Source organism: Novosphingobium sp. TCA1 (assembly GCF_009811895.1).
Classification (GTDB): Bacteria; Pseudomonadota; Alphaproteobacteria; order Sphingomonadales; family Sphingomonadaceae; genus Novosphingobium; species Novosphingobium panipatense_A.
Genome location: NZ_BLJH01000004.1, coordinates 131,443 through 153,660, shown reverse-complemented (window position 1 = coordinate 153,660; position 22,218 = coordinate 131,443). Strand labels below are relative to the sequence as shown.

Below are 22,218 nucleotides of genomic sequence, written 5' to 3'. Positions count from 1 at the left end.
TCCGTCCTAACGCTCGCGCATGGCTTCCTTCGCCTTGTTGATGGGCTTCATCAGGTATTGCAGCACGGTCTTGCGGCCGGTCCTGATCTCCACGGTCGAAACCATGCCCGGCATGATCGCGTATTCGTGCCCGTTCTTCGCCCGCAATGTGGAGCGCTGGGTCCGCACATAGACGCGGTAGTAGACCTGGTCCCGGTGGACTTCGTCCTGCAGCGTATCCGGCGATATCCGGTCCACCGTACCCGCCAGCGTTCCATAGATCGAAGGATCGTAGGCCGTGATCTTCACGGTAGCGGGCTGACCGGGGCGGATGAAGGCGATGTCGCGCGGCGATACGCGCGCCTCGATCAACAGCTGATGTTCCAGCGGCACGATCTCCATGAGCGAGCCGCCCGGCTGGATCACGCCGCCGATCGTGGTGACTTCCAGGTTCTTCACGATGCCGCGCACGGGTGAATAGAGCACCGTGCGATCAAGCTGGTCCCGGCGACCGCCGATCACCTGGGTAACCTGATCGAGTTCGGCACGGGCCTTGGCATAGTCCGCGCTGGCGTCGATGACGTACTGGTTGCGCAGCGAATCCAGCTTGGCCTGGATTTCGTTCTCCTGGCGACGAAGCTGGATGATTTCCACCTGATTGGCGGCGCCAAGGTCCACCAGCGGTTCGGTCATGGCCAGTTGTCGGCGCGTCAGGGCCAGCGACTGGCGCAAGCTGGCCGTGGCGACATCCAGGTTCTGCCGCCGCGAGCGCATGAGTTCCATCTCGCGCGCCACCAATCCGGGCGTTTCCCTGACTGCCGCCGGGAAGTTCGGACTGCCGCCGTTGATTTCCGCCTCGAGACGCGCGGCGGTCGCTTCCAGCGCCCGCGCCTTGGCTTCTGCTTCACCCAGCATGGAACTGAAGCGCGCGCGGTCCAGCGTCGCCAGCTTTTCATGAGGGCGCACGATATCGCCCTCATGCACGAAGATGCCGTTGACGATGCCGCCTTCCAGGCTCTGGATCACTTGCGAACGCGAGGGCGGCGTGACCTTTCCGGGGCCTACCGCCACTTCGTCTAGCACGCCGAAATAGCTCCAGACGAGGAAGGCCAGGATGCCTACCGACAGGATCGGAATGATCCGCAGGCGCCCGACGGTGCGCAGCCAGCGGCTGTCCTCCTCGCCGCGCAATCCTTCAAGCAGCCCGCCGCCGGGCGTGGCCTGCAGGGAACCCGTCATGCCTGCTTCTCCCGGATTCCAGTTGGCCCCGCCAGTGCGCGAAGCACCGTCTCCTTCGGCCCGTCCAGCGCGATGCGGCCGGAATCGATGACCACGATCCGATCGACAAGCTCAAGCAGACCCGGCCGATTGGTGGTAACCACCAGCGTCCTGCCGCGCAGCCATTGCCCGAGATTGGCAACCAGCGCGCGTTCGCTGATGTCGTCCAGCGGGGCGGAGGGTTCGTCCAGCAGCAGGATGTTGCTGTTGCGCAGGAGCGCGCGGGTCAGCAGCAGGGTCTGGCGCTGCCCCCCGGAAAGCCCGGCCCCGCCCTCCTGAAGCAGCAGGTCGAAGCCCTGAGGCTGGTTCTGTACCAGCGGCAGGCCGCCGGTTACGGCCAGGGCATGGAGGATCTGTTCGTCGCTCACGCCCGGCGCGCCGATCATCAGGTTCTCGCGGATGGTGCCCAGAAACAACTGCGCGCCCTGTCCCAGATAGGCCGTGTCGCGGCGGATATCGACGGGATTGATCAGGGTAATGTTGGTGCCGTCCAGCAGCACTTCGCCGCTTGTCGGCCAGGCCAGACCCGAAAGCAGGCGCAGCAGGGTGGACTTGCCCGCGCCGATCCGCCCGAGCAGGGCCACGCGCTCGCCCGCCCGGATCGAAAGGCGGTCCACCTTCAGGGCGAGCGGCCCATCGGGGTCGTAGGCGAAAGTCAGATCCTTCACCTCGTAATACCCCTGGAGTGCCGAGCGCCGCAGCAGCCCCTTTTCGGGGTCGTGGTCGACCGGCTTCTCGAACAGGTCCTCCAGTCCCTTCATCGCCACTTTGGCATTCTGCCAGCGCGTGAAGATCTGCCCGAACGGCACGAACAGCACGAGCGCCCGGCTGGTGAGGATGGAGCAGGCGATCAGCGCGCCCATCGTCATGTCGCCGTCCATCACCTTGAAGGCACCCGCCACCACGACGGCTGTATAAGCCAGTTGCTGAAGGGTCTGCGTCCAGTTCACGAAAAGGGCGGAGAGAAAACGCTGCTCGGCACCGACGCGGGTTCCTGCAAGGGTGAGCCGTTCCCAGAGCGACTGGAAGCGTGCTTCGGCCTGGGCCGACTTGATCTCGTCGATACGCTCGATCGATTCCACGAGGATGGCGTTGCGCAGCGCGCCTTCGCGCATGCCTTCGGTGGCCAGCCTGGCCAGCGGGCGCTGCAGCAGCAGGCCGGGCAGCAGGATCAGCGCCGCCGCGCCGATCAGCACGAAAGTCAGTTGTCCGGCAAGGAACGCGAAGAGGACCAGGAACAGCAGGATGAATGGCAGGTCGATCATTGCCGAGACGGTCGTGGAAGTCAGCATCTCCCGGATCTGTTCGACATCGCGCAGCTGCGCGATCAGCGCGCCTGTCGACCGCGGCCGGGCATCGCCGCGAATGTCGAGCGCGCGGGCGAAAATGCGCGAGGATATCGCCATGTCCGCGCGCCTGCCGATCCGGTCCACCAGTTGCACCCTGGCCGTGCGCAGCAGCAATTCGAGAAACAGCGCCAGCCCCGTACCCAGCGCAAGGACCCAGAGCGTGGGGATCGACTGGGCCGGGATAACACGGTCCCACACCTGCATGGCAAACAGCGACGTCGCGAAAGTCAGGAGATTGCCGAAGACCGATCCCAGCACCACTTCGCCATAGCCGCGCCGGTCGGCCATGATGATATCCCAGAGCCACGACCGCGTCGGCGCCCGCAGGAACTCGTCAAGCCGGGCATCGCGCGAACGGGTGGACAAGGGTTCGACGAAACCCACTTTCCCCGTCGTCCGGCTTCGGAAGGCTTCAATCGGGATCTCCACCGGCGCATCGTGGCGCATTCCCGGCATGGAGACGCGGGCGCTGTGTCCGTCGCGGGCGTGGAGGATCGCAGCGCCCTGGTCGTTCAGTTCGACGATGGCGGGAAGCAGGATCTGCGGAACCTGGTCGACCGCCATGGTCACGATCTGGAAATCCAGACCCGACAGGCGGGCGGCATGAACCAGCGTCTTTTCCGCGTCCATCCCTTCCGACCAGTACAACCGGTTCGCCAGTTCCTGCGCCCCCACCGGAACGCCCTTGAGCGTACCGAGGGCAGCGACGGCGGCCGTCCAGGGCGGCGAAACGATCTCGGCACTGTCAGCCATCGAAGTCTTCCTCCTCACGCAGGCGGGCGGGCAGGCCGAGCGACGGACGCAAGGTGCCGCTGACGTTCTCGAACCGGACGCGTGCTTCCATGATGTCGTATTCCGCAACGATCCGGGCGCTGGCGGCGCGGTAGATCTCGAGCTGGGTGTTCAGCAGTTCGGTCAGTGTCCGCTTGCCCAGCTTGTATTCCTCGAAGAAGATGCGGCTGGCGGTGACGGCCTGTTCCTCCTGGTGGGCATAGGCGGAGATGCGCGCCCTGCCCGCGCGGATTTCCTGCCGGGCCGATAGCGCCTTGCCCCGCGCTTCGAGCACGGCGGCGTCTCGCGTGGCTTCCGCCGCGCGGCGGTCTTCCTCGGCCGCTTCGATCAGGTAGTGGTTGCTGCGACGATAGAGATCGCCCGTCACCGTCACCATCCCCGCGAAGGAATTGTCGCGCGTGTTGTAGGTGTAGTTGTTGCGGGTATAACCGAGCTGAAGACCGAGCCGGGGGTAGCGCTCCGCCTTGGCCTGCCCGATCTTGGAGGCCGCCGCCTGTTCCGCTTCCTCGGTGGCGACCACGGCGGGAAGCTTGTCGTAGTCCGGCTCGTCGTCACCCGTTTCAAAGCGGGATACCTGGGCTGTGGGATCCTGGTAACTCTGCGGCAGGTCGCCGATCAGGTTGAGCAATCCCGACTGAGCCACCGCCAGCGCGGTTTCGGCCTGGATCGCTTCCCCCCGCGCGCTTTCCACTCGAACGTCGGCCAGCATGAGATCGGACTTGTCCGAGACACCCGCATTCACGCGCAGCCCGATGAGGTGGCGCAGGCGTTCAAGCTCGCCGACCTGCTTTCGCGCCTCGATCGAGAGCAGTTCGTAACGCTTCACCTGGAGAAACGCGAGGGCGCCCTGTTCCGCGAGCTGATCGGCGACGGATTCCAGCTCGTATCGCCGCTGCCGCATGGTGGAGCGGGCCGCGCCGATCTCTCCCTTTGAGCGGCCGAAATCCCAGACCTGCTGCTGGAGGTAGACGCTGGGGCCCGCCATGTTCTCGTTCAGGCCCGAGGTATTGCGGCCGGAGAGCATGTTGGGGCCGAGATTGGCCTGATAGGAGACTTGCGGATACCAGGCCGACTTCGCCGCACCCAGATCGGCGCGCCCCCGCGCAAGTGCGGCATTGGCGCGGGAAACTTCCGGGTGGCGCAGCAACGTCAGGACCACGGCATCGGAAAGGTCGAGCCGCGCCGGAACCGGCGGTACACCGGAATCCTGACCTTCCATCGAGGCCTGATCCACCGGCTGCAATACGGGCGGCGACGACGCCGGCGCCGATGAAACGGGCGCGGCAGTCGGCACGACCGGCTGCCCCTGCCCTAACGGTGGCAATTCACCCGCGGCGATGGTCTCGTGTTTCTGCTCTTCCGCATGACATCGGCTTCCCATGATACCCAGGGCGGCAATCCCCACCGCCCCGGCGAACCTCCACTCCGTAATCGCCATGCTCCCCTTTCATTATTGAGATCGGTGGCAGGATTTCCGGTCAGACGATGACCATCACCGGGTGGTCGACGAAGATATCCGTCGTCCCCAGCGAGTAATGGTTGTAGGCCTCGCCGCCGATCAACGTCTGGCCCTGGAACACCGCGCCAGTCATCGTGACGCTGTCGTTCGCATCGCCGTTGATGGTCAGTTGATGGCTGCTTTCCGTCGCCCGGATCACCCCGGCCTCGGTCAGGTTTATGCGCCGTCCCGCATCGCCGATGCCCAGGTTGATCACCTCGATATTGCGGATGTTGGTGGCCGTTCCCAGGTCCAGGACCTGCCCGGTGCCGCTGTCTATCAGCAGGGTGTCGGTTCCCGTTCCGCCGTCGATCAGCGTGTCGGCCGAGTCGTAGACAAGGGTATCGTTGCCCGCGCCGCCGTTCAGCGTGTCGGCGCCCGCACCGCCGCGCAGGAAATCGCTGCCGTTGCCGCCGTTCAGCACGTCGTTTCCGGCATGGCCATAGAGGCGATCGTTGCCCGCGCTTCCGGTCAGCGTGTCATTGCCGGTACCGCCCTCGAAGACGTTCGCAGATCCGCTCGCATTCAGGAGGCTGAGATCGAGCAGCGTTCCGGTCGAGGACGTGGACGTCAGGTTGGTGGTATCGGTGGCGCTGATGCTGATCGAATTGAGCAGGTCCACGCCCAGCGTCGATACGTTCTGCTGGAAGTGGACGGTGTTGAGCAGCTCGTTCACGGCAAGATTGTCGATGGCACCGCCACCGATCGCGGTGATGGTGAGAGTGGACGTCGGCGCGACGATGCCGAGCAGGCCCGCGGTGTTGTTGACTGCGATCTGCAGGCCGAGTTCGGCGGCGAGTGCCGTCGAGGCGGTCAGGGTATAGGCCCCCAGACTGAGCGCCAGCAGCGGCGCATAGCGCACCTGCACGCTCCTGAGGTTGTTGTTGGGATCCACCGCCGTCAGCGACTGGGTATTGAGGTCGATCAGGCCGAGCGCCTCCACCCCGACCAGCCCCAGCAGCGAGGTGCCGCTGGCCTGGACGATTGGCGCCTGCGCCGGGATCGCGGTGATGCTTACCGTCTGCGAGGCGCTGCTGCCGATGTTCCCCGCCGCATCGACGACGCGCGCGACCACACTGTGCGATCCGACCGCAAGCGTGCCCGCACCGTAGAACCAGGTCGAGCCGGAGGAACTGGCGTTTACCCAGGCGCCGCCGTCGATGCGGATCTGTACCTGCTCACCCGTGCCGAGCGCGGCGCTCAGCGTGCCGCCAATGGTGGGCGAGGTATCCTGGGTGCTCCAGTCTCCCAGCGTGCCGGTGTCCGTCGAAAGCGTAGTGAAAGCGATCGTCTGGACCGGGGCCGCCGTATCCACCGTCATTCCATAAGCATTGGAAGCGGTGCTGGCATTACCGGCGCCGTCAACGGCGACGGCGGTGAAGTTGTGCGCGCCATTGGCGATCGCGGCGGACGGGGTGAAGGTCCATGCGCCGAGCGCGTTCGAGGTCGTGCTGCCCAGCAGCACGGTGCCGTCGTAGACCAGAACCACCGTATTGGCGGCAGCCGTGCCCGTCAGTTGCGGCGATGCGTCGTTGGAGATGCCGCCATTGGCGATCACGCCGGTCGTGGGAGCGACATCGTCGACGATGCTGGAGATGACGGGCGGCGGCGGCGCCGTGATATCCACCGTGACGGTGAAAGGCGCCGATGCCGTGCCGGGGTTTCCTGCCGCATCGGTGGCGATGGCCGTGAAGGCGTAAGTGCCCTCTGCCAGTGCGGTCGGCGGGCTGAAGCTCCAGTTGCCGGTCGCATCGACTTGCGCGGTGCCGATCGTCGCACCGTTGGCCAGGATCGTCAGCGTCGACCCCGCCTCCGCCGTGCCGCGCAGCAGCGGGATGGTATCGTTGGTCGTGCCGCCGTTCGCCACCGCGCCCTGAACCGTGCCGATATCATCGGTCACGCTGGCGATTACCGGCGCATTCGGGGGAGTGATGTCCACCCGCACCGTGTAGGCCGCCGAAGCGGCGCCCTGATTGCCGGTGGCATCGGTCGCGCGGGCGGTGAAGCTGTGGTTCCCTTCCCCGAGCGGCCCGGTCGGGGTGTAAGTCCAGGCACCAGTGCCGTTTGCGCTGACGGTCGTTACGAATTGCCCGTTATCGTAGATCGACACGCTGGAATTGGCCTCGGCCGTACCGGCGAGCGTCGGCATGGTGTCATTGGTGGCGCCGCCGCTTGCCACTACCCCGGTGCGCGGCAGGGCATCGTCGGTCACCGTCACGATCACCGGCGCAGGCGGCGGCGTGGTATCGACATTGACGACATAGGCCGTGGATGCACCGCTGAGATTGCCTGCCACGTCCCTCGCGGTTGCGGTGAAGCTGTGCGCCCCGTCGGAAAGCGGCGAGAGCGGCGTGAAGCTCCAGGCGCCCAGATTGTCCGCGGCCGTGGTGCCGAGCAAGACGCCGTTGTTATAGATGAAAACAGTGGCATTGGCTTCCGCCGTCCCGGTCAGCTGCGGAAGGGCATCATCGGTCGATCCGCCATTGAGAACCGGGCCGCCGACACCGGCGTCGTCGATGGCACCGCCGATCACCGGGGCAATGGGTGCAGCCGTGTCCACCGTCAGGTTGAAGGCGGCAGTCGCGCCGCTCTGGTTCCCCACGGCGTCAGTCGCCGTGATCGTCAGAGCGTGATCGCCGGACGCCAGAGGCGTGGTAGGCGTGAAGGTCCAGGCCCCGGAGCCATCGGCCTTGACGGTGCCCAGCAGGGTGCCGTTGTCGAAGATCGAGACGTTGGAATTGGCCTCGGCAGTGCCGGAAAGCGTCGGCAGGGTATCGTCGGTTCGCGCACCCGTGGTCAGCGCCGCCTGGATCGGCCCTACATCGTCCGTAACTGCAATGAGCGAGGGCGTCGGCGGCGGCTGGATGTCCACATTGACGGTAAAGGCGGTAGATGCCGCGCCCGCAGTTCCCGCTGCATTGACGGCAACGGCGGTGAGCACATGCGGGCCCTGCCCCAACGGATTGGTCGCCACGGTCCAGGCGCCGGTGCCGTCACTGATCGTCGTACCGACGAGCGTCGTGCCCTCGTAGATGTTGATGGTGAGGTTGGCCCCCGCCGTGCCGCTGAGGGTCGGCGTGGGATCGTCCGTGGCGCCGCCATTGACGATGGGGTCGGTGATCGCTCCCACATTGTCGGCACCGCCGGTGATGACCGGCGCCCCCGGCACCGAAGTCACGATCGTCAGTGCATAAGGCGCCGAGGCATCGCTGACATTGCCCAGCGCGTCGGTTGCAGTGACCGTGAAGCTGTGCGGTCCTTCGGCAAGCCCGGTAGGCGGCGTGAATGTCCAGACCCCGCCCGTCGCGATAGTGGAGCCGAGGAGGACGGCACCGTCGTAGACGTTTACTGTCGAACCGGCCTCGGCAATGCCCGAGAGAGTGGGCGTTGTGTCGTCGGTTCCACCGCCACTTGCGACATTACCGAGAAGGCCACCTGCATCGTCGTCCGCCCCGGTGATTGCGGGAGCGGCGGGCTCGGTGGTGTCGATCACAGGGGTGGCGGAGGAGGAGAGATTGCCCGCAGCATCGCGCGCAATCACCGAAACGACGGACGCCTCGTTAAGCGGCGAACCAGGTGTGTAGCTCCAGTTCCCTGCGCCGTCAGCCTGGACCGTAACGGGGGAATTTCCGCCGATCGAGATATCGACAAAGGCGTTCGCCTCCGCAGTGCCGACAAGGGTCTGGCCGTTGCTCGGATCGACCACTGGCTGTGCGGGGGGCGTAAAATCGACGGTGAAGGAAATCGCATTGCCCGCAATACTCTCCACGCCAGCCGAAGACGTGGCCGTTGCCGAAAGACTGTGCGGTCCTTCGCCGAGCGGAGAGGATAGCGTGAGGCTCCAGTTGCCGGTCGTAGCGTCGCTGGTCGTCGAGCCGACGAAGGCTCCGTTGTCGTAGACCCTGATGATGGTTCCGGCTGCTGCCGTACCCGAAACCACAGGAAGGGTTTCGTTGGTAAAGCCGCCGTCACTGACCGGCCCGAGGTTAGGCCCAGTATTGTCGTTGACTTGCACTATGACCGGAATGGGCGGCGGCGTGGTATCGATGCCATAATCGACCACGACCGTGTCCGGCCCGGAATTATTGCCCGCAGCATCGGTGGCGATTGCCGTCAGCGTCTCAGCATTCGCAGCCCGAGGCGTGAGCGTGATGCTCCACTGCCCCAGATCGTTCACTGTGGTGGTGTACGGCGTGGGGTTACCCGGTTCCGTCAGGGTGATCGTCGCCCCGGCTTCCCCGGTGCCTATTACCGTCGTGCCGTCTGTCGTCAGCATGACCGGGGCATCCGGCGCGTCGGTATCCACGATGATGGCGTAGTTGCCGGACAGCCCGCTCACGTTTCCAGCCGCGTTGGTGGCGGTGACCGCAAATGTGTGCGGCCCGTCATCCAGGCTTGCGGAAGTGAAGGACCAGTCACCGGTCGGCCCGGCGGTGGTCGTGTCCACCGGCAAACCGTCCACGTAGAGCGTGATCACGGCGTCGGGGTCAGCCGTACCGGAAATTACCGGCGTATCGTCATTGGTACTGCCTCCACCGCTGATCGTACCCGGTGTAGGTCCGTTGTCGGCCACCTGGCCGATGACCGGGACGCCCGGCGTTCCGGTCAGTACCGAGAAGACGAACGGCGCACTGGCGGCTCCGAGATTTCCGGCAAGGTCGGTCGCCGTGAAAGTGATGCTGTGCGGGCCGTCGAGCAGCGGAGACGAAGGCGTGATCGTCCAGTTACCGGCACCGTCAGCCTGCACCGTGCCGATCAGGTTCTGGCCGTCGTAGACCCGCACGGTCGCGTTGGCCTCGGCGGTCCCCGTGAACACCGGCAGAGTATCGTCGATCGTGGCATTGTTGGAGAAAGTGCCGTTGACGGTGCCCTGATCATCCGTGGCACTGACGAGCACCGGCGCTATCGGCGCGGACTGGTCCACATTGATGGTGGTGACCGAAGAGGCGTTCCCCGCCGCATCGATTGCCGTCACGGCGATCGGGGTATTGGCGGGCGTGGTCCCCGTAATGGGGTACGTCCACAAGCCGGTGCCGTCCGCCGTCACCGTGACGGGCGCGGCCGCCCCGATGACGATACTGACGGTCGCACCGGCCTCTGCCGTACCGCTCAACGTGCCGCTGCCGTTGGTGGGATTGACCAGCGGCGCAGGCGGAGGCGTGCCGTCTACCGTGAACACGAATGGCGCCGACTGCGGGCTGCTGCTTCCGGCCGCGTTGATCGCGCTGACGGTGATGCTTTGCGGCCCGTCCGCCGTGACGGTCAGTACATAATTCCATGTACCGGTCGGGGACGCCGTTACATTGGTTACGAAAACGCCGTTGCTGTAGATCGCGACCGTGGCGTTGGCGTCCGCCGTGCCGACAAGCGTGGGATTCATGTCATTGGTAAGACCGCCGCTCAGCACGGGTGCGGTATTGCCCGGCACGTCATCGTTGGCCTGGGTTATGACCGGAATGGACGGGATCGCCGTATTGACGGTGACCTGATAGCCTGGGGAAAACGCGCTGGTATTTCCGGCGGCATTGGTGGCGATAGCCGTGAAAGTATGGGGCCCGTTGCCCAGCGCTCCGGTGAGGGCAAGGCTCCAGTCGCCGTTGCCGTCGGCCGTTGCCGTGCCCAGGATATTGGAACCGTCGTAGACGGTCACTCGGGCATTGGCGCCCGCCGTGCCGACGATCACCGGCAGCGTATCGTCGGTTACACCCGCATTCCCGACATTGCCGACGATCGTGCCGACATCGTCCGTCACGCCGGTTATCAGCGGCGTCGCCACAGGGCTGACATCCACGGTGACGAGGTATGGCGCAGAGGCCGAGCCGACATTGCCCAGCGTATCCGTCGCGGTTGCCGTGAAGGAATGCGGCGTCGCGCCGAGCGGGGCGGTGGACGGAACCTGGAAGGTCCAGGCGCCCGTGCTTCCCGCCGTGACGGTACCGATCAGCACGCCGAAGTCGTAGATCCTGACCGTCGCGCCGGCCTCGGCCGTGCCGCTGATTTCCGGCAGGACATCGTCGGTCGTGCCTCCATTGGCAACCGGATCGGTCTGGCCGCCGACATCGTCGGTCACAAGGTTGATGATCGGCGCCTGCGGGGGCGTCCGGTCGATGATGATGCTGTCCGAACCCGAGACGTTGCCTGCCTCGTCCACCGCCGTCGCGATGACGGTCACGCCGTTCTGCAGCGTTCCGGCGGGCGTATAGGTCCAGGCGCCGAGATTGTTGGCCGTCGTCGTGTCGTCGACGGTGCCGTCGCCGTCGAGATCGAGTTCGATGAGGGCATTGGCCTCGGCCGTCCCGGTGAGAACCGTACCGGCGCTCGGTGCGATCACCGGAGCCGCAGGTGCGGCCGTGTCGATATTGAGCGTGAACGAACCGGAGAGCACACTGGTGTTGCCGATCGGATCGACCGCCGTTGCGGTGAAGACGTGTACACCTTCCGAAAGCGCGGAGGTGGGCGAGAACGTCCATCCGCCGCTGCCGTCCATGGTCGCCACGCCGACGGCGACGCCGTTGTCGTAGACCGTCACGGTGCTGCCGATCGCCGCCGTGCCGGACAGCACGGGCAGGACGTCGTCGGTGAATGCGCCGTCCAACAGCGGATCCTGCAAGCGGCCCACATTATCGGCTGCGGAAACGATGCTTGGTGCGGCCGGGGGCGCAGTGGAAATGGTCAGGACGAAAGGCGCGGACGCCGCGCTCGGCACGCCTGCCGCATTGGTGACCGTGGCCGTGAAGCTGTAGGTGCCGTTACCCAGCGCAGCGGAGGGCGTGTAGCTCCAGACGCCGAATGGATCGGCCGTGACGGTGGTGACGAATGCGCCGCCCAGAAGAATGGAAACCACGGCGTTCGGATCCGCCGTGCCGGACAGGACCGGCAGGGTATCGTCGGTGGAGGCACCCGTCGCCAAACTGCCTTGCACCAGGCCGACGTCGTCGAAACCGGACGTGAAGACCGGCGTGGTCGGGACCACACTGTCCACGGTCAGCAAATAGGGCTCGGAAGGCGTCCCGATATTCCCCGCCGCGTCCGTCGCGACGACGATGATGCTGTTGCTGCCCTGCGCCAACGGGGCAGTCGGCGTGAAAGTCCAGGCCCCCGTGCCGTTCGCTCCAGTGCTGCCAAGCAGTACGCCGTTGCTGTAGATGGACACCGTCGAATTGGCCTCGGCGGTTCCGGTCAGGGTCGGCTGGGTATCGTCGGTAATCCCTCCCGGGGCGATCGGCCCCTGCGGCAGGCCCACATTGTCGGCGATCTCGGCGATGACAGGCGCGGCAGGCCCGGCATTGTCGATGACCAGCGTGAAGCCGGCCCCCGGCCCCTCGTTGCCGACCGCATCCGTAGCCGTGACCGATAGCGTATGACTGCCCTGCCCGAGCGGCGCCGTGGGCGTAACCGTCCAGGCGCCGGTCCCGTCGGCCTGCGCCGTGCCGATCACGGTCGCGCCGTCGTAGAGCGTGATCAGGGCGTTGGGTTCGGCAGTGCCGGTGAAAGTCGGCTGTCCGTCGTCGGTCGAGGCGCCGCTGACGAGCGGCCCCCTGTTCGCACCGACATCATCGGTGACCGCGCTGATGACCGGCGCGATCGGCGCATTCGCGTCCACCGTTCCAAGCGCGGGCAACGAGGTGTTCCCCGCGCTGTCGGTCGCCGTGACGGAAATCGGACCACTGCCGAGCGGCGCGGAAGGCGTGTAAGTCCAGACGCCCGAGGCATCGGCCTGGGTGGTATCGTCGAAGGTCCCGTCATTATCGAGGTCGAGATTGACGGTCGCATTAGCCTCTGCCGTGCCGGTGATGGTCTGGCCATCCGAAGGATTAACGACCGGCGCCGCGGGCGGCGCGGTATCGACGGTGAGCGTAAAGGCCGGAGACGGCAGACTTTCATTGCCGGTGCCGTCGGTGGTCGTGACGGTCAGGCTGTGCGGGCCATCGGACAGCGGCGCGGTAGGGGTGAAGCTCCAGGTCCCGGTTCCGCTCGCATTGGTCGTGCCCAGAAGTACGCCGTTGTCGTAGACGGAAACCAGTGCATTGCCTTCCGCCGTGCCGGTCAGCACTGGCTGGGGATCGTTGGTCGCATCACCGTCTGCCAACGGACCCTGCGCCGGGTCGGCGCCATCGGTCACCGCGCCCAGCACGGGGATGGGCGGCGGCGTGGAATCGATGCTGTCCTCTACCGTTACCGTTGCGGGGCTGGTCGCATTGCCTGCGGGATCGACGGCGATCACGCTGACCACCGTCCCATCTCCCAGCGGTGCAGGGAACGTCACGCTCCAGCGGCCGTCCGTACCGGCCGTCGCGGTCTGTTCCGGCGTGCCGTCGCCATTGGTATCGACAAGGACGGTCGCACCGGCCTCGGTCGTCCCGCTCAGCGTAGTGCCGTCTGTGGGATTCACCACCAGCGTTGCCGGAGGCGAGAGATCGATCACGACGCCGTAGAAGGTTGAAGGACCGCTGATGTTGCCCGTCTCGTCCGTCGCGGTAACGGCGAATTCGTGCGGACCTTCGGCCAGGGCGCCCGTCGTCAGACTCCAGTTGCCGGCCGGATCCGCCGTCAGGGTGCCGATCAGCGTTGCGCCGTCGTAGACCCTAACCGTGGAGCCCGGCTCGGCCGTCCCGTTGATCGTCAGGGTCGGATCGTTGCTGACACCGCCGCGCGCGACAAGGCCGGTGACGCCTTCGGCATCGTCCAGCACTTCGACAATGCCCGGCGCCACGGGCACGCTGGCATCGACCGTTACTGCGGCAGGTGCCGAGGCGTTACCCGCCGCATCGCGTGCCGTGACGGTAATTGCCGTACCGTCAGGGATCGCGCTGCCGGGCACGTAAGTCCAGTTGCCCGCGCCATCGGCCTGCACGAAGGCATCCGCCGTGCCGTCGCCGTTGGTATCGATCTCGACCGTCGCACCGACTTCGGCGGTTCCCGAAAGCATCGTACCATCGGTGGGCCTCAGCGTCGGCGCCCCCGGCGCGCTGGTGTCGACCGAGAAGAGGAACGGCGCGGACGGCGCACCGCGATTGCCCGAGGCGTCGATGGCCACGAACGTCAGCCTGTGCTGTCCTTCGCCCAGCGGGCTGGTCGGCGTGAAAGTCCAGGCGCCGTTGAGCGCGACCAGCGCCGTGCCGATCTGGGTCTCGCCATCATAGACGGCAATGGTGGAACCGGGCTCGGTCGTGCCGCCGAATGTCGGCGTGGTGTCGTTGGTCGCCCCACCTTCGGCAATCGGGACGATCACCGGAGATGCATCGTCGCTAGCCCCCGAGACGACGGGAGCGGCGGGCGGCGTGGTGTCTATCCCGTCATCGACGGTGGCAGTTCCCGCACCCGAGGTATTGCCCGCCGCGTCCGTTGCCGTGGCGCTGACGACCGTTCCGTCGCTTAGCGGGCTTGGCAGCGTGACGCTCCAGCTGCCGTTTTCGCCCGCCGTTGTCGTCGCATCGGCAACGCCGTCGCCGTTGGTATCGACGCCGATCGTCGCGCCCGCCTCGGCCGTGCCGGAAATCGTGGTGCCATCGGTCGGACCGAGGACCGGCGCCGCAGGCGGCAGCGTGTCGACAGAAAAGGCATGGGGCGCTGAAGCCGCGCTCTGGTTCCCGGCGGCATCGACGGCGACGAATGTCAGGCTGTGCGGCCCTTCGCCGAGCGGCGTGGCGGGCGTAAAGCTCCAGCTGCCATCCGGGGCGACGACTGCCGAACCGATCAGGATTCCGTTATCGAAGACATCGACCCTGGAGCCAGGCTCGGTCGTGCCCCCGAAAGTCGGGGTGGTATCGTTCGTGGCCCCATCCGGCACGATAGTGTCAGTGACCACCGGCACCGGCGGCGGCGTCAGGTCCACGCCGTTGACAACGGTGACGCTGCCCGCACCGGAACTGTTCCCCGCCGCATCCGTGGCGATGACGCTGACCACGGTGCCGTTGCCCAGCTGCGAGGGCAGAGTGACGCTCCAAGTGCCGTCCGCACCCGCGGTCGTCGTCTGGTCGGGAACACCGTCGCCGTTGACGTCGATGGCAATCGCCGCGCCCGCCTCCGCGGTGCCGGAGATCGTCGTGCCGTCGCTAGGGTCGAGCACGGGAGCGGCCGGGGGCGCTGTATCGATGGTGAAGGCATATGGCCCGGAGGCCGCGCTCTGGTTTCCGGCCGCATCGGTTGCGGTGAAGGTCAGGTTGTGCGCGCCTTCGCCGAGCGGAGCACCGGGTGTGAAGCTCCAGGTGCCGTCAGGCGCGACGACGACCGAGCCGATCTGCGTGCCGTTATCGAAGACACCGATCGTGGCGCCGGGCTCTCCGGTGCCGCCGAAGGTCGGCATTGTGTCATTGGTCGCGCCGCCCGGTTCAACGGCCTGCGTTACCGAAGGCGCAGCAGGTGGGGTGGTGTCCAGGCTGGTGTCTACCGTGACGGTTCCGGCAGGCGATGCATTCCCCGCCGCGTCCGTCGCCACGACGCTGACGACGGTGCCGCCCGCGAGGCCCGCAGGCAAGGTTACGCTCCAGTTTCCGTCCGCCCCGGCGTTGGTGGTCGCATCCGCGACCCCATCCCCATTGGTGTCGATGCCGATCGTGGCCCCTGCCTCGGCCGTGCCGGAAAGCGTGGTACCGTCGGTCGGGTTGACGGTCGGTGCGGCAGGAACGCCGGTGTCCACCGTGAAGCCGAATGGCGCGGTCGCGGCGCTCTGGTTACCCGCCGCATCGGTCGCGGTGAAGGTCAGGCTATGGGCGCCGTCGCCAAGCGGTGTGGAGGGCGTGAAACTCCAGTTGCCGTCCGCTCCGACGGTAGCCGTGCCGATGCGGGTGCCGTTGTCGAAGACGGTCACGGTCGCGCCGGGTTCGCCGGTTCCGCGGAAAGTGGGCGTGGAATCGTTGGTCGAGGATCCCGCGACCAGCGGCCCGGTTACGGGTGCGGCATCATCACTGGCGCCGGAGAATACCGGAACTGCGGGCGCCGTGGTATCGGGCGGGGGATTGCCCGTGCCTCCGCCGTTCCCGCCCCCTCCGCCGCCGCTCGCCGCTGCGGCCACGCCGCCGCCGACTGCCAGCGCGCCGAGCCCGATGAGCAGGCCATTGCTGATGCCGCCGCCTGCTGCAGCACCGCCGGCCGCGCCCGCCGCTGCGGAGCCTTCCAGAGGCGCGAAATCGTAGCTGAGCGCTTCCGTGGAGAGATCGCCCGGCGCGACGCAGGAGGCATCGCCCAGGTTGACCAGCCATTCCGACCCGCTGGCAGGATCATCCAGAAAGAGTTGCCCGAGATCCTGCGGAGAACAGCCGAAATAGCCTTCGAGACGCAGCGTGGATCCGTCGGCGAACTTCAGGATCAGGTCGTCACCCTCTCGAACCATCGATGTGACCGAACTGGGCGGGGCAGCGATCCTGACGTTGGAATCCGCAGGAACGGGTATCCGGGATTCACCATCGCGTGCGACGGAAGTGGTTGTCGCCTTGGTGGCGCGATTCACGATCTCGACCCGCTTGTCCATCTGGCTGCTCCCAACATGGATGCACCACCGCAAGGTAGTGCAATCGTTGATCACGAAGACGGCCCGCAGACACGGACGAGAAGGAGGGGTGAAATCAGTAAGGCAACAGAACTAACCAAATCCCGTTCAAGTCAATGCAGCGAACTTATCTGCACGAACAGGATCTATACGCCCCTCCAAACCATCAATACGTCAGCGACCCAATCCCATGGCAATGAATAACTCAGGCAATCTCACCTAGTTACGCCCTGCAACGTATCCTGTAGCCCGATGTTTCCCGCAATGGCGAAACGACTTGTCGCAAATGGTGGACGTCTCGACGCCGCGCCGCGCAACATGACGCAAACCGGCGCGTTCCGGGCGCATGGGTAAAGCCCCCATAAATGGGCCGACGCAGAAGCTTAATAATTGATTATGCTTGATTAAATCGAAATGCGATTTTCGCGGACAGCACTTTGGCGCAACATTTTACATCCGTTCCGACTTCAAAAAACCAAGCCAAAACGGTTTTTGTTTCCGCCACTTGCGGGCGCGCATTTGGGCCCTCACAGCATCTCAGCGCCCCGTGTGGCGCACTGTCTGAGGTCGATAGCGAAGCAAACGGCAACGGGTCGGGCGGAGACACCGCCCGACCCGTTGATTCGAATTACCGGGAACCCGGCTCCTCAGTCGGTGGTGACGAGCTTGCGCGTGCGCCGATAGAGCCCATGCACCAGCACGAAGAACAGCAAAGTGCCGCCGACAAGCGCCGGTACGGCAAAGCCTTCGCCCACGAGTGCCAGCGGCGCATCGCTGCCCGAGGCCGCGACGATGCCGGCGAACCCGACGCCCCACAGGCTCTCGCCGACAATCAGGCCGGTCGCCGTGAGCACGCCCATCCGCTCCGCGAACTCGGGATCGCGCTGCCTGGAAGCCCATCGATCGTAGAAGAACCCGAGCACCGAGCCGATCACGGTCGGCAGGATGACGCTCATGGGCAGATAGATGCCGATGCCGACGCCGAGCGGCGGCAGGCGCAAGCGGCCCATCGCGCCCAGCACTTCATCCAGCACGATGAAGGCGACGCCCGCCGCTGCGCCCCAGCCGATCATCGTCCAGTTGAGATTGCCGCCCAGCACGCCCTTCGCCAGGGTCGAAATCAGCGCCGCCTGGGGTGCAGGCAAGGCATTGGGGCCCGCGTTGGCCGCGCCGGCAAAACCGAAGGCGGTGTTCAGGAGATCGAGCACGGGCGGGATGACCAGCGAGCCGAAGACGACGCCGATCACCAGCGCCACCTGCTGCTTCCACGGCGTCGCGCCGATGAGCTGGCCGGTCTTGAGGTCTTGGAGGTTGTCGTTCGAGATGGTCGCCACCCCGAAGACGATGCCGGTGACGATCAGGGCATAGGCGACCAGCGCATCGGTGGTTCCCGGAGGCTGGTCCCGGCCGAACAGCCCGACCAGCATGAGCGAGGCCGCCACCACCGAGAGAATGCCGATGCCGGAAACCGGCGAGTTCGAGGCCCCGATCAGGCCCGCCATATAGCCGCAGACCGCCGCGATCAGCAGGCCGATCACGAGAATGAACAGCAGTGCCCCGGAAATCAGCAGCATTTCCGATCCGGCCAGCGGGCCGCTGCCGATCACGCTCCACAGCAGGATCGCGATCGGCACCAGCATCGCCAGAGTGCCGAGGAAGACGATCGAGATCGGCAGGTCCTGCTCCTCCACCGCCAGCGCCTCGCCGGTATGACGCGCGCGGCTGGCCGCCATGGCCGAGCGGACGCCGCCGATCACCGGACCGGCGATGCGCAGCAGCGTCCATACCGCCGCCACGCCGATCACACCGGCGCCGAAGAAGCGGACATTGTCGGAAAACACCGTCAGCGCCCAGTTTTCCGCGCCGCCCGGCAGCGGGTTCTGGGCCGTCAGAATGGGCAGAAGCACCCACCAGCCCACGACAAGGCCAAGGAACATCGCCATCCCGACCGAAATCCCGACGAGATGCCCAACGCCCATGAGCGCGAAGGACAGGCCGCCGGAAATGCCGGTGGCGCCGGGCCCCGCGCGGAACCAGACCGAAGCCTCTGCCACCACCAGCCGGGTCTGGGTGAGGATCGCAAAACCGGCCGACGCGAGGGCGTTCCAGAGCAGCACGGAAAGGCCCTTGGCGCTCTCCGCCGCGCCCTCGCGCGATTCCGACCCGACGCGCAGCACTTCGGCGGCCGCATGGCCTTCTGGATAAGGGAGCGGCGTATCCAGCACCAGCGCACGGCGCAGCGGCACGGAGAACAGCACGCCCAGAATGCCGCCGGTGCCCGTGATCGCGGCGGTCGTCCAATAGGGGAAGCCCTGCCACCAGCCGATCATGACCAGTCCGGGCAGCACGAAGATGATCGCCGCTAGCGTCCCCGCCGCGCTGGCCACGGTCTGGACGATATTGTTCTCGAAAATCGTCGAATCCCGGAAACCGCGCAGGATCGCCATCGAAATCACCGCCGCCGGGATGGACGTCGCGAAGGTCAGGCCGACCTTGAGGCCCAGATAGACATTGGCCGCAGTGAAAAGCAGCGTGATCACGCCGCCAAGCAGCACGCCGCGCAATGTCAATTCGAGCGGAGATCCCGCCCGCGCGCCGCCAGTTTCGTTAGCCATCTGTCCCCGTTCGGTCGATCATGAATGCGAGATCCGCTGCCATATTGTTGCGCGCAGGTCCAGCGCGCGGCGGTTCAAATCCCCACTGGTCAAATCCCCGGTTGGCGATCCAACCGGCGACAATAGCCCGCCACCACGAGGAGAGCCGTCACCGCCACTCCGGCGCCGAGTACCATGTCGATCAGATAATGCGTCCCCTCCACCGGCGTGGAGAGCAGCATCGCCAGATTGAGCGCCAGGACAGGCCAGCGCAGGCCTCTGACCGGCCAGGCTGTGGCAATGTAGAGAACCGCCGCCGCCGTGTGAAAGCTGGGCGCGGAAACGATGCCGCGCAGATGCCCCAGGTCGACCAGATGCACGCTGCGCTCCCGCAATGCCGGAATGAGCCCCTGCTGCCAAAGCTCGCTTTCCGGCATGTAGGCGACAGGCTGGTGCCAGAGATAGGAAAACGGCCCTACGGCAGGCATGAGGCTGAACAGGACCAGCGTGATCACGGCGGCCAGCCAGAACCCGGCGAGAAACCTGTAGGCCTGCTGCCGGTCTCCCCGCCTCGCGGCCGCCCACAGGATCATCGCGGGCGTTACGTAGATGCTGCGATAGGCGATCGTGCCGAGGACCTGAAGCACGGGATGTGCCGCCACCAGTCGGTAGCAGGCCAGCCAGTCGAACCCGAGCACCTCGTCGATATCTTGCAGGGCTGCATCGGCATACCCGTGGGTCAGCGCCGCCACCGGATAGCTTGCCGCCGCGCCCATGAGCGAGACGAGCGTGAACAGCGCGGCATATTCGCCGAACTCTGCCGCGTTCGAAACAGCGCGCCGCGGGGACCTGCCACCCCATCCGATGCGCAGAACCAGCGCGGCCATTCCCGCTGCGTAGAAGGGAAGGTTGTCCTCGCGCCATGGGTCGATGTGCAGCTCCGCCCGGCCAAGAAGCGCCCAGACCGCCGCCAGGCTGAAACCCAGGGCGATCAGGAAATGCCGCCTGATGGCGCGGCCCGGTCTCTCGGCATCTGCTTCCCTGCGCCGTGACCGGGGAGCATCCACAAGCCGCCCCGCTTCGGACAGCGCAGACGGGGACAGGACGGGCTCCATCATGGTCATGACATCAAATCCGGGAGGTGCGCAGCGGTGTGCTGGAACGGATCGTCTCCAGCCCGACTGCCCCTGAAGCCCGGATTAACCGAGGAGCCCTTTCCACATTAACTCTTCGTCACGTTGTTTCCCGGCCTCGGCTCGGAACCTCCTCACCATGCGACCGTTGTGAAGATCACTGCCCTCAGAGGCAGGCTGCGCGAGGATCCTTACCCCCACCCCCTTTCGGATCCCGCTCCTTCATCAAGGCCGCCCCAGGGTCCTATCAGGATCCGGCGGGCGGCCTTTCCATGTTTTTCCACCGCGCCGCGCTTGTTGTCCGCGAAAACCCTCTCTAGAGGCCCCGCCCGGTCCTCGCCTCTAAACATCGCAGGACCGGAGGGCGGACCTGCATTGCGCAGGGCCGCCCTCCTCTCTTTTCAGCACCGGAAAATCAGGTCCAGCGCCAGCACCGCGAATTCAGGCGCGGTGCCCCATGATCTCAGCGTAGCGCGCCTCGGCCACGCCGTAGAAAGGCCCACAATAGCGCACCAGCCCGGCACGATCACGGATCTGCACTAGTCCCCGCTGCGCCCGGATCCAGCGCTCGGCTTCGAGATTGTGAATGGCGTGGGTGATGCTTGCACGGCGTACACCCAGGATAATCGACATGTTTTCATGCGTCAGCGGCAGATCGTCGCTGCCGATGCGGTCATGGTACATCAACAACTTGCGCGCGAGGCGCTGCTGTACGGTCGCTCGTACCGCTGCGCTGGCGGCAAGGCTGAACTGCACGATCTGCGTCTGGATGTACCGCAGGAGGTATCCCAGCAAGACAGGGCTGCCTTCCAGCAAACGGCGGAATTCGTCGCGCTCCAGCGACAGCGCCTCACCCTCGATCTGCACGCAGCTGTCCCGCTGCGGCAGCAGCTTGCAGATTGCGCTTGCCCCGACGATGCCTTCGCGGCCCACCACCCCCACTTCGAGCGGCGCGGGAATATCGCCCGTCTCGAGATTGGAGACGACACCGGATTCTATGAAGTAGATCCTGTCCTGAAGTTGGCCCCGTCGCTCCAGATAGCGCCGGGCGGCCAAAGTCTCCCGCCGCAGCAGCGGCATCAGCCGCTCCCGGTCGGCAGGCATCATTCCCTTCAGCAAACTGTTGCCGCGCCTTTCGTTTTCCTGTCCGCCCTTCATCGGCAGAACCCTCCCCCTGGGCCGTGCGGCCTAGAGATATTCTATTTTATTAGGAAGGCACAACGGCCTGATCCAGCTATTGTTCCAAAATCGGGACATCGCCCATCATTTATTACAATTTGATTTTGTTATGCATTTACGAGCGGCTTCGGAACTGTGCCATTCTGATTAACTGACGCCAATGTACGCGGCCGTACAGAGTTTTCCTCTTTTTGAAGCCCTCCCGCCATTGTAAACAGGCATCGAAAGACGGTCAAAAGGCTGCACATACAGTAACAATTATACGATTTGTTCGGATAGGGGAGCAAGGCGTGAAGTAAGCACGCTCCGCCTTGCTGTGAGGAGGAACAATATCATGAACTTCGATGCAAAGGCGGAGCGATGGACTGCGCACGCTTCATCTCATGTTGCGCCGCCTCCGCACCGATCATGGTCGCGTTCCGACGGCGATCCCCGGCCCGCACTCTCTCCGGCTGAATCGCAGGCACTTCAGCAAAGGCTCTGGGCCGTGATCGACGGCGTCTAGGCTTCCCGTTACAACCAATTCCCAATAGCAAAGGATAACGGATGATCGAGTTCGCAGGCCTTGAGCAAGGCATGGACCGTGCAAGATCGATGGGTGAGCAACTGGCGTCCACCGCCCGGATCGCGTCCGAACGGATGGTCGAGAACGGGCAGGAAATCCAGGCGCAAGTGGCAAGCCAGATATCCGCTGCGGGCAACCGGCTGCTGACCTGCCTCGACAGTCTGGCAAAAGCGGGAGATCCCGCCGCCGCCTCGCAGGCCGGTGCGTCCTTCGTAGCCGAATCCCTGCGGGCCTATGGCGAGAACATGGCGAAATGGAGCGATCTGCTGCTCCGCGCCTGCCGTGTCGATTTCGCGCCCGGAACCCCGAATTCCGTCGCCGCGGAGTAACCCGCGAGACCGATATTTTTCCGGGACGGACGTC

At 65.6% G+C, this 22,218-nt stretch carries 8 protein-coding genes; 1 reads left to right on the top strand and 7 read right to left on the bottom strand.

Going from position 1 to position 22,218, the window contains the following annotated elements:
* Positions 1-6 precede the first annotated feature (6 nt).
* The 7 genes from NTCA1_RS07270 to NTCA1_RS07240 form a co-directional block, all read right to left on the bottom strand.
* On the bottom strand, positions 7-1,218 hold the full coding sequence (locus NTCA1_RS07270) for an HlyD family type I secretion periplasmic adaptor subunit (protein ID WP_086491137.1): 1,212 nt from the start codon (positions 1,216-1,218) through the stop codon (positions 7-9).
* On the bottom strand, positions 1,215-3,359 hold the full coding sequence (locus tag NTCA1_RS07265) for a type I secretion system permease/ATPase (RefSeq protein ID WP_159829672.1): 2,145 nt from the start codon (positions 3,357-3,359) through the stop codon (positions 1,215-1,217). Before NTCA1_RS07265 ends, NTCA1_RS07270 begins: the two co-directional genes overlap by 4 nt.
* Positions 3,352-4,836: a TolC family protein gene (locus tag NTCA1_RS07260; protein WP_236549154.1), complete on the bottom strand. Its 1,485-nt coding sequence runs from the start codon at positions 4,834-4,836 to the stop codon at positions 3,352-3,354. Before NTCA1_RS07260 ends, NTCA1_RS07265 begins: the two co-directional genes overlap by 8 nt.
* A gap of 40 nt (positions 4,837-4,876) precedes the next feature.
* Positions 4,877-16,366, bottom strand: a complete 11,490-nt coding sequence (locus tag NTCA1_RS07255) for an Ig-like domain-containing protein (protein ID WP_159829670.1) — start codon at positions 16,364-16,366, stop codon at positions 4,877-4,879.
* A gap of 665 nt (positions 16,367-17,031) precedes the next feature.
* Entirely contained in the window at positions 17,032-18,999 is a 1,968-nt protein-coding gene (locus tag NTCA1_RS07250) for an OPT family oligopeptide transporter (protein WP_159829669.1), read from the bottom strand.
* Positions 19,000-19,088: 89 nt separating this feature from the next.
* The gene (locus NTCA1_RS07245) at positions 19,089-20,102 is read right to left on the bottom strand and encodes a phosphatase PAP2 family protein (RefSeq protein WP_236549153.1); all 1,014 of its coding nucleotides are present in this window, start codon (positions 20,100-20,102) and stop codon (positions 19,089-19,091) included.
* A gap of 450 nt (positions 20,103-20,552) precedes the next feature.
* Positions 20,553-21,269, bottom strand: a complete 717-nt coding sequence (locus tag NTCA1_RS07240) for a Crp/Fnr family transcriptional regulator (RefSeq protein WP_159829668.1) — start codon at positions 21,267-21,269, stop codon at positions 20,553-20,555.
* A gap of 567 nt (positions 21,270-21,836) precedes the next feature.
* Here NTCA1_RS07240 and NTCA1_RS07235 point away from each other — a divergent pair.
* Positions 21,837-22,184 (top strand): hypothetical protein, encoded by a 348-nt coding sequence (locus tag NTCA1_RS07235; protein WP_159829667.1) that lies wholly within the window; start codon positions 21,837-21,839, stop codon positions 22,182-22,184.
* Positions 22,185-22,218: the final 34 nt, after the last annotated feature.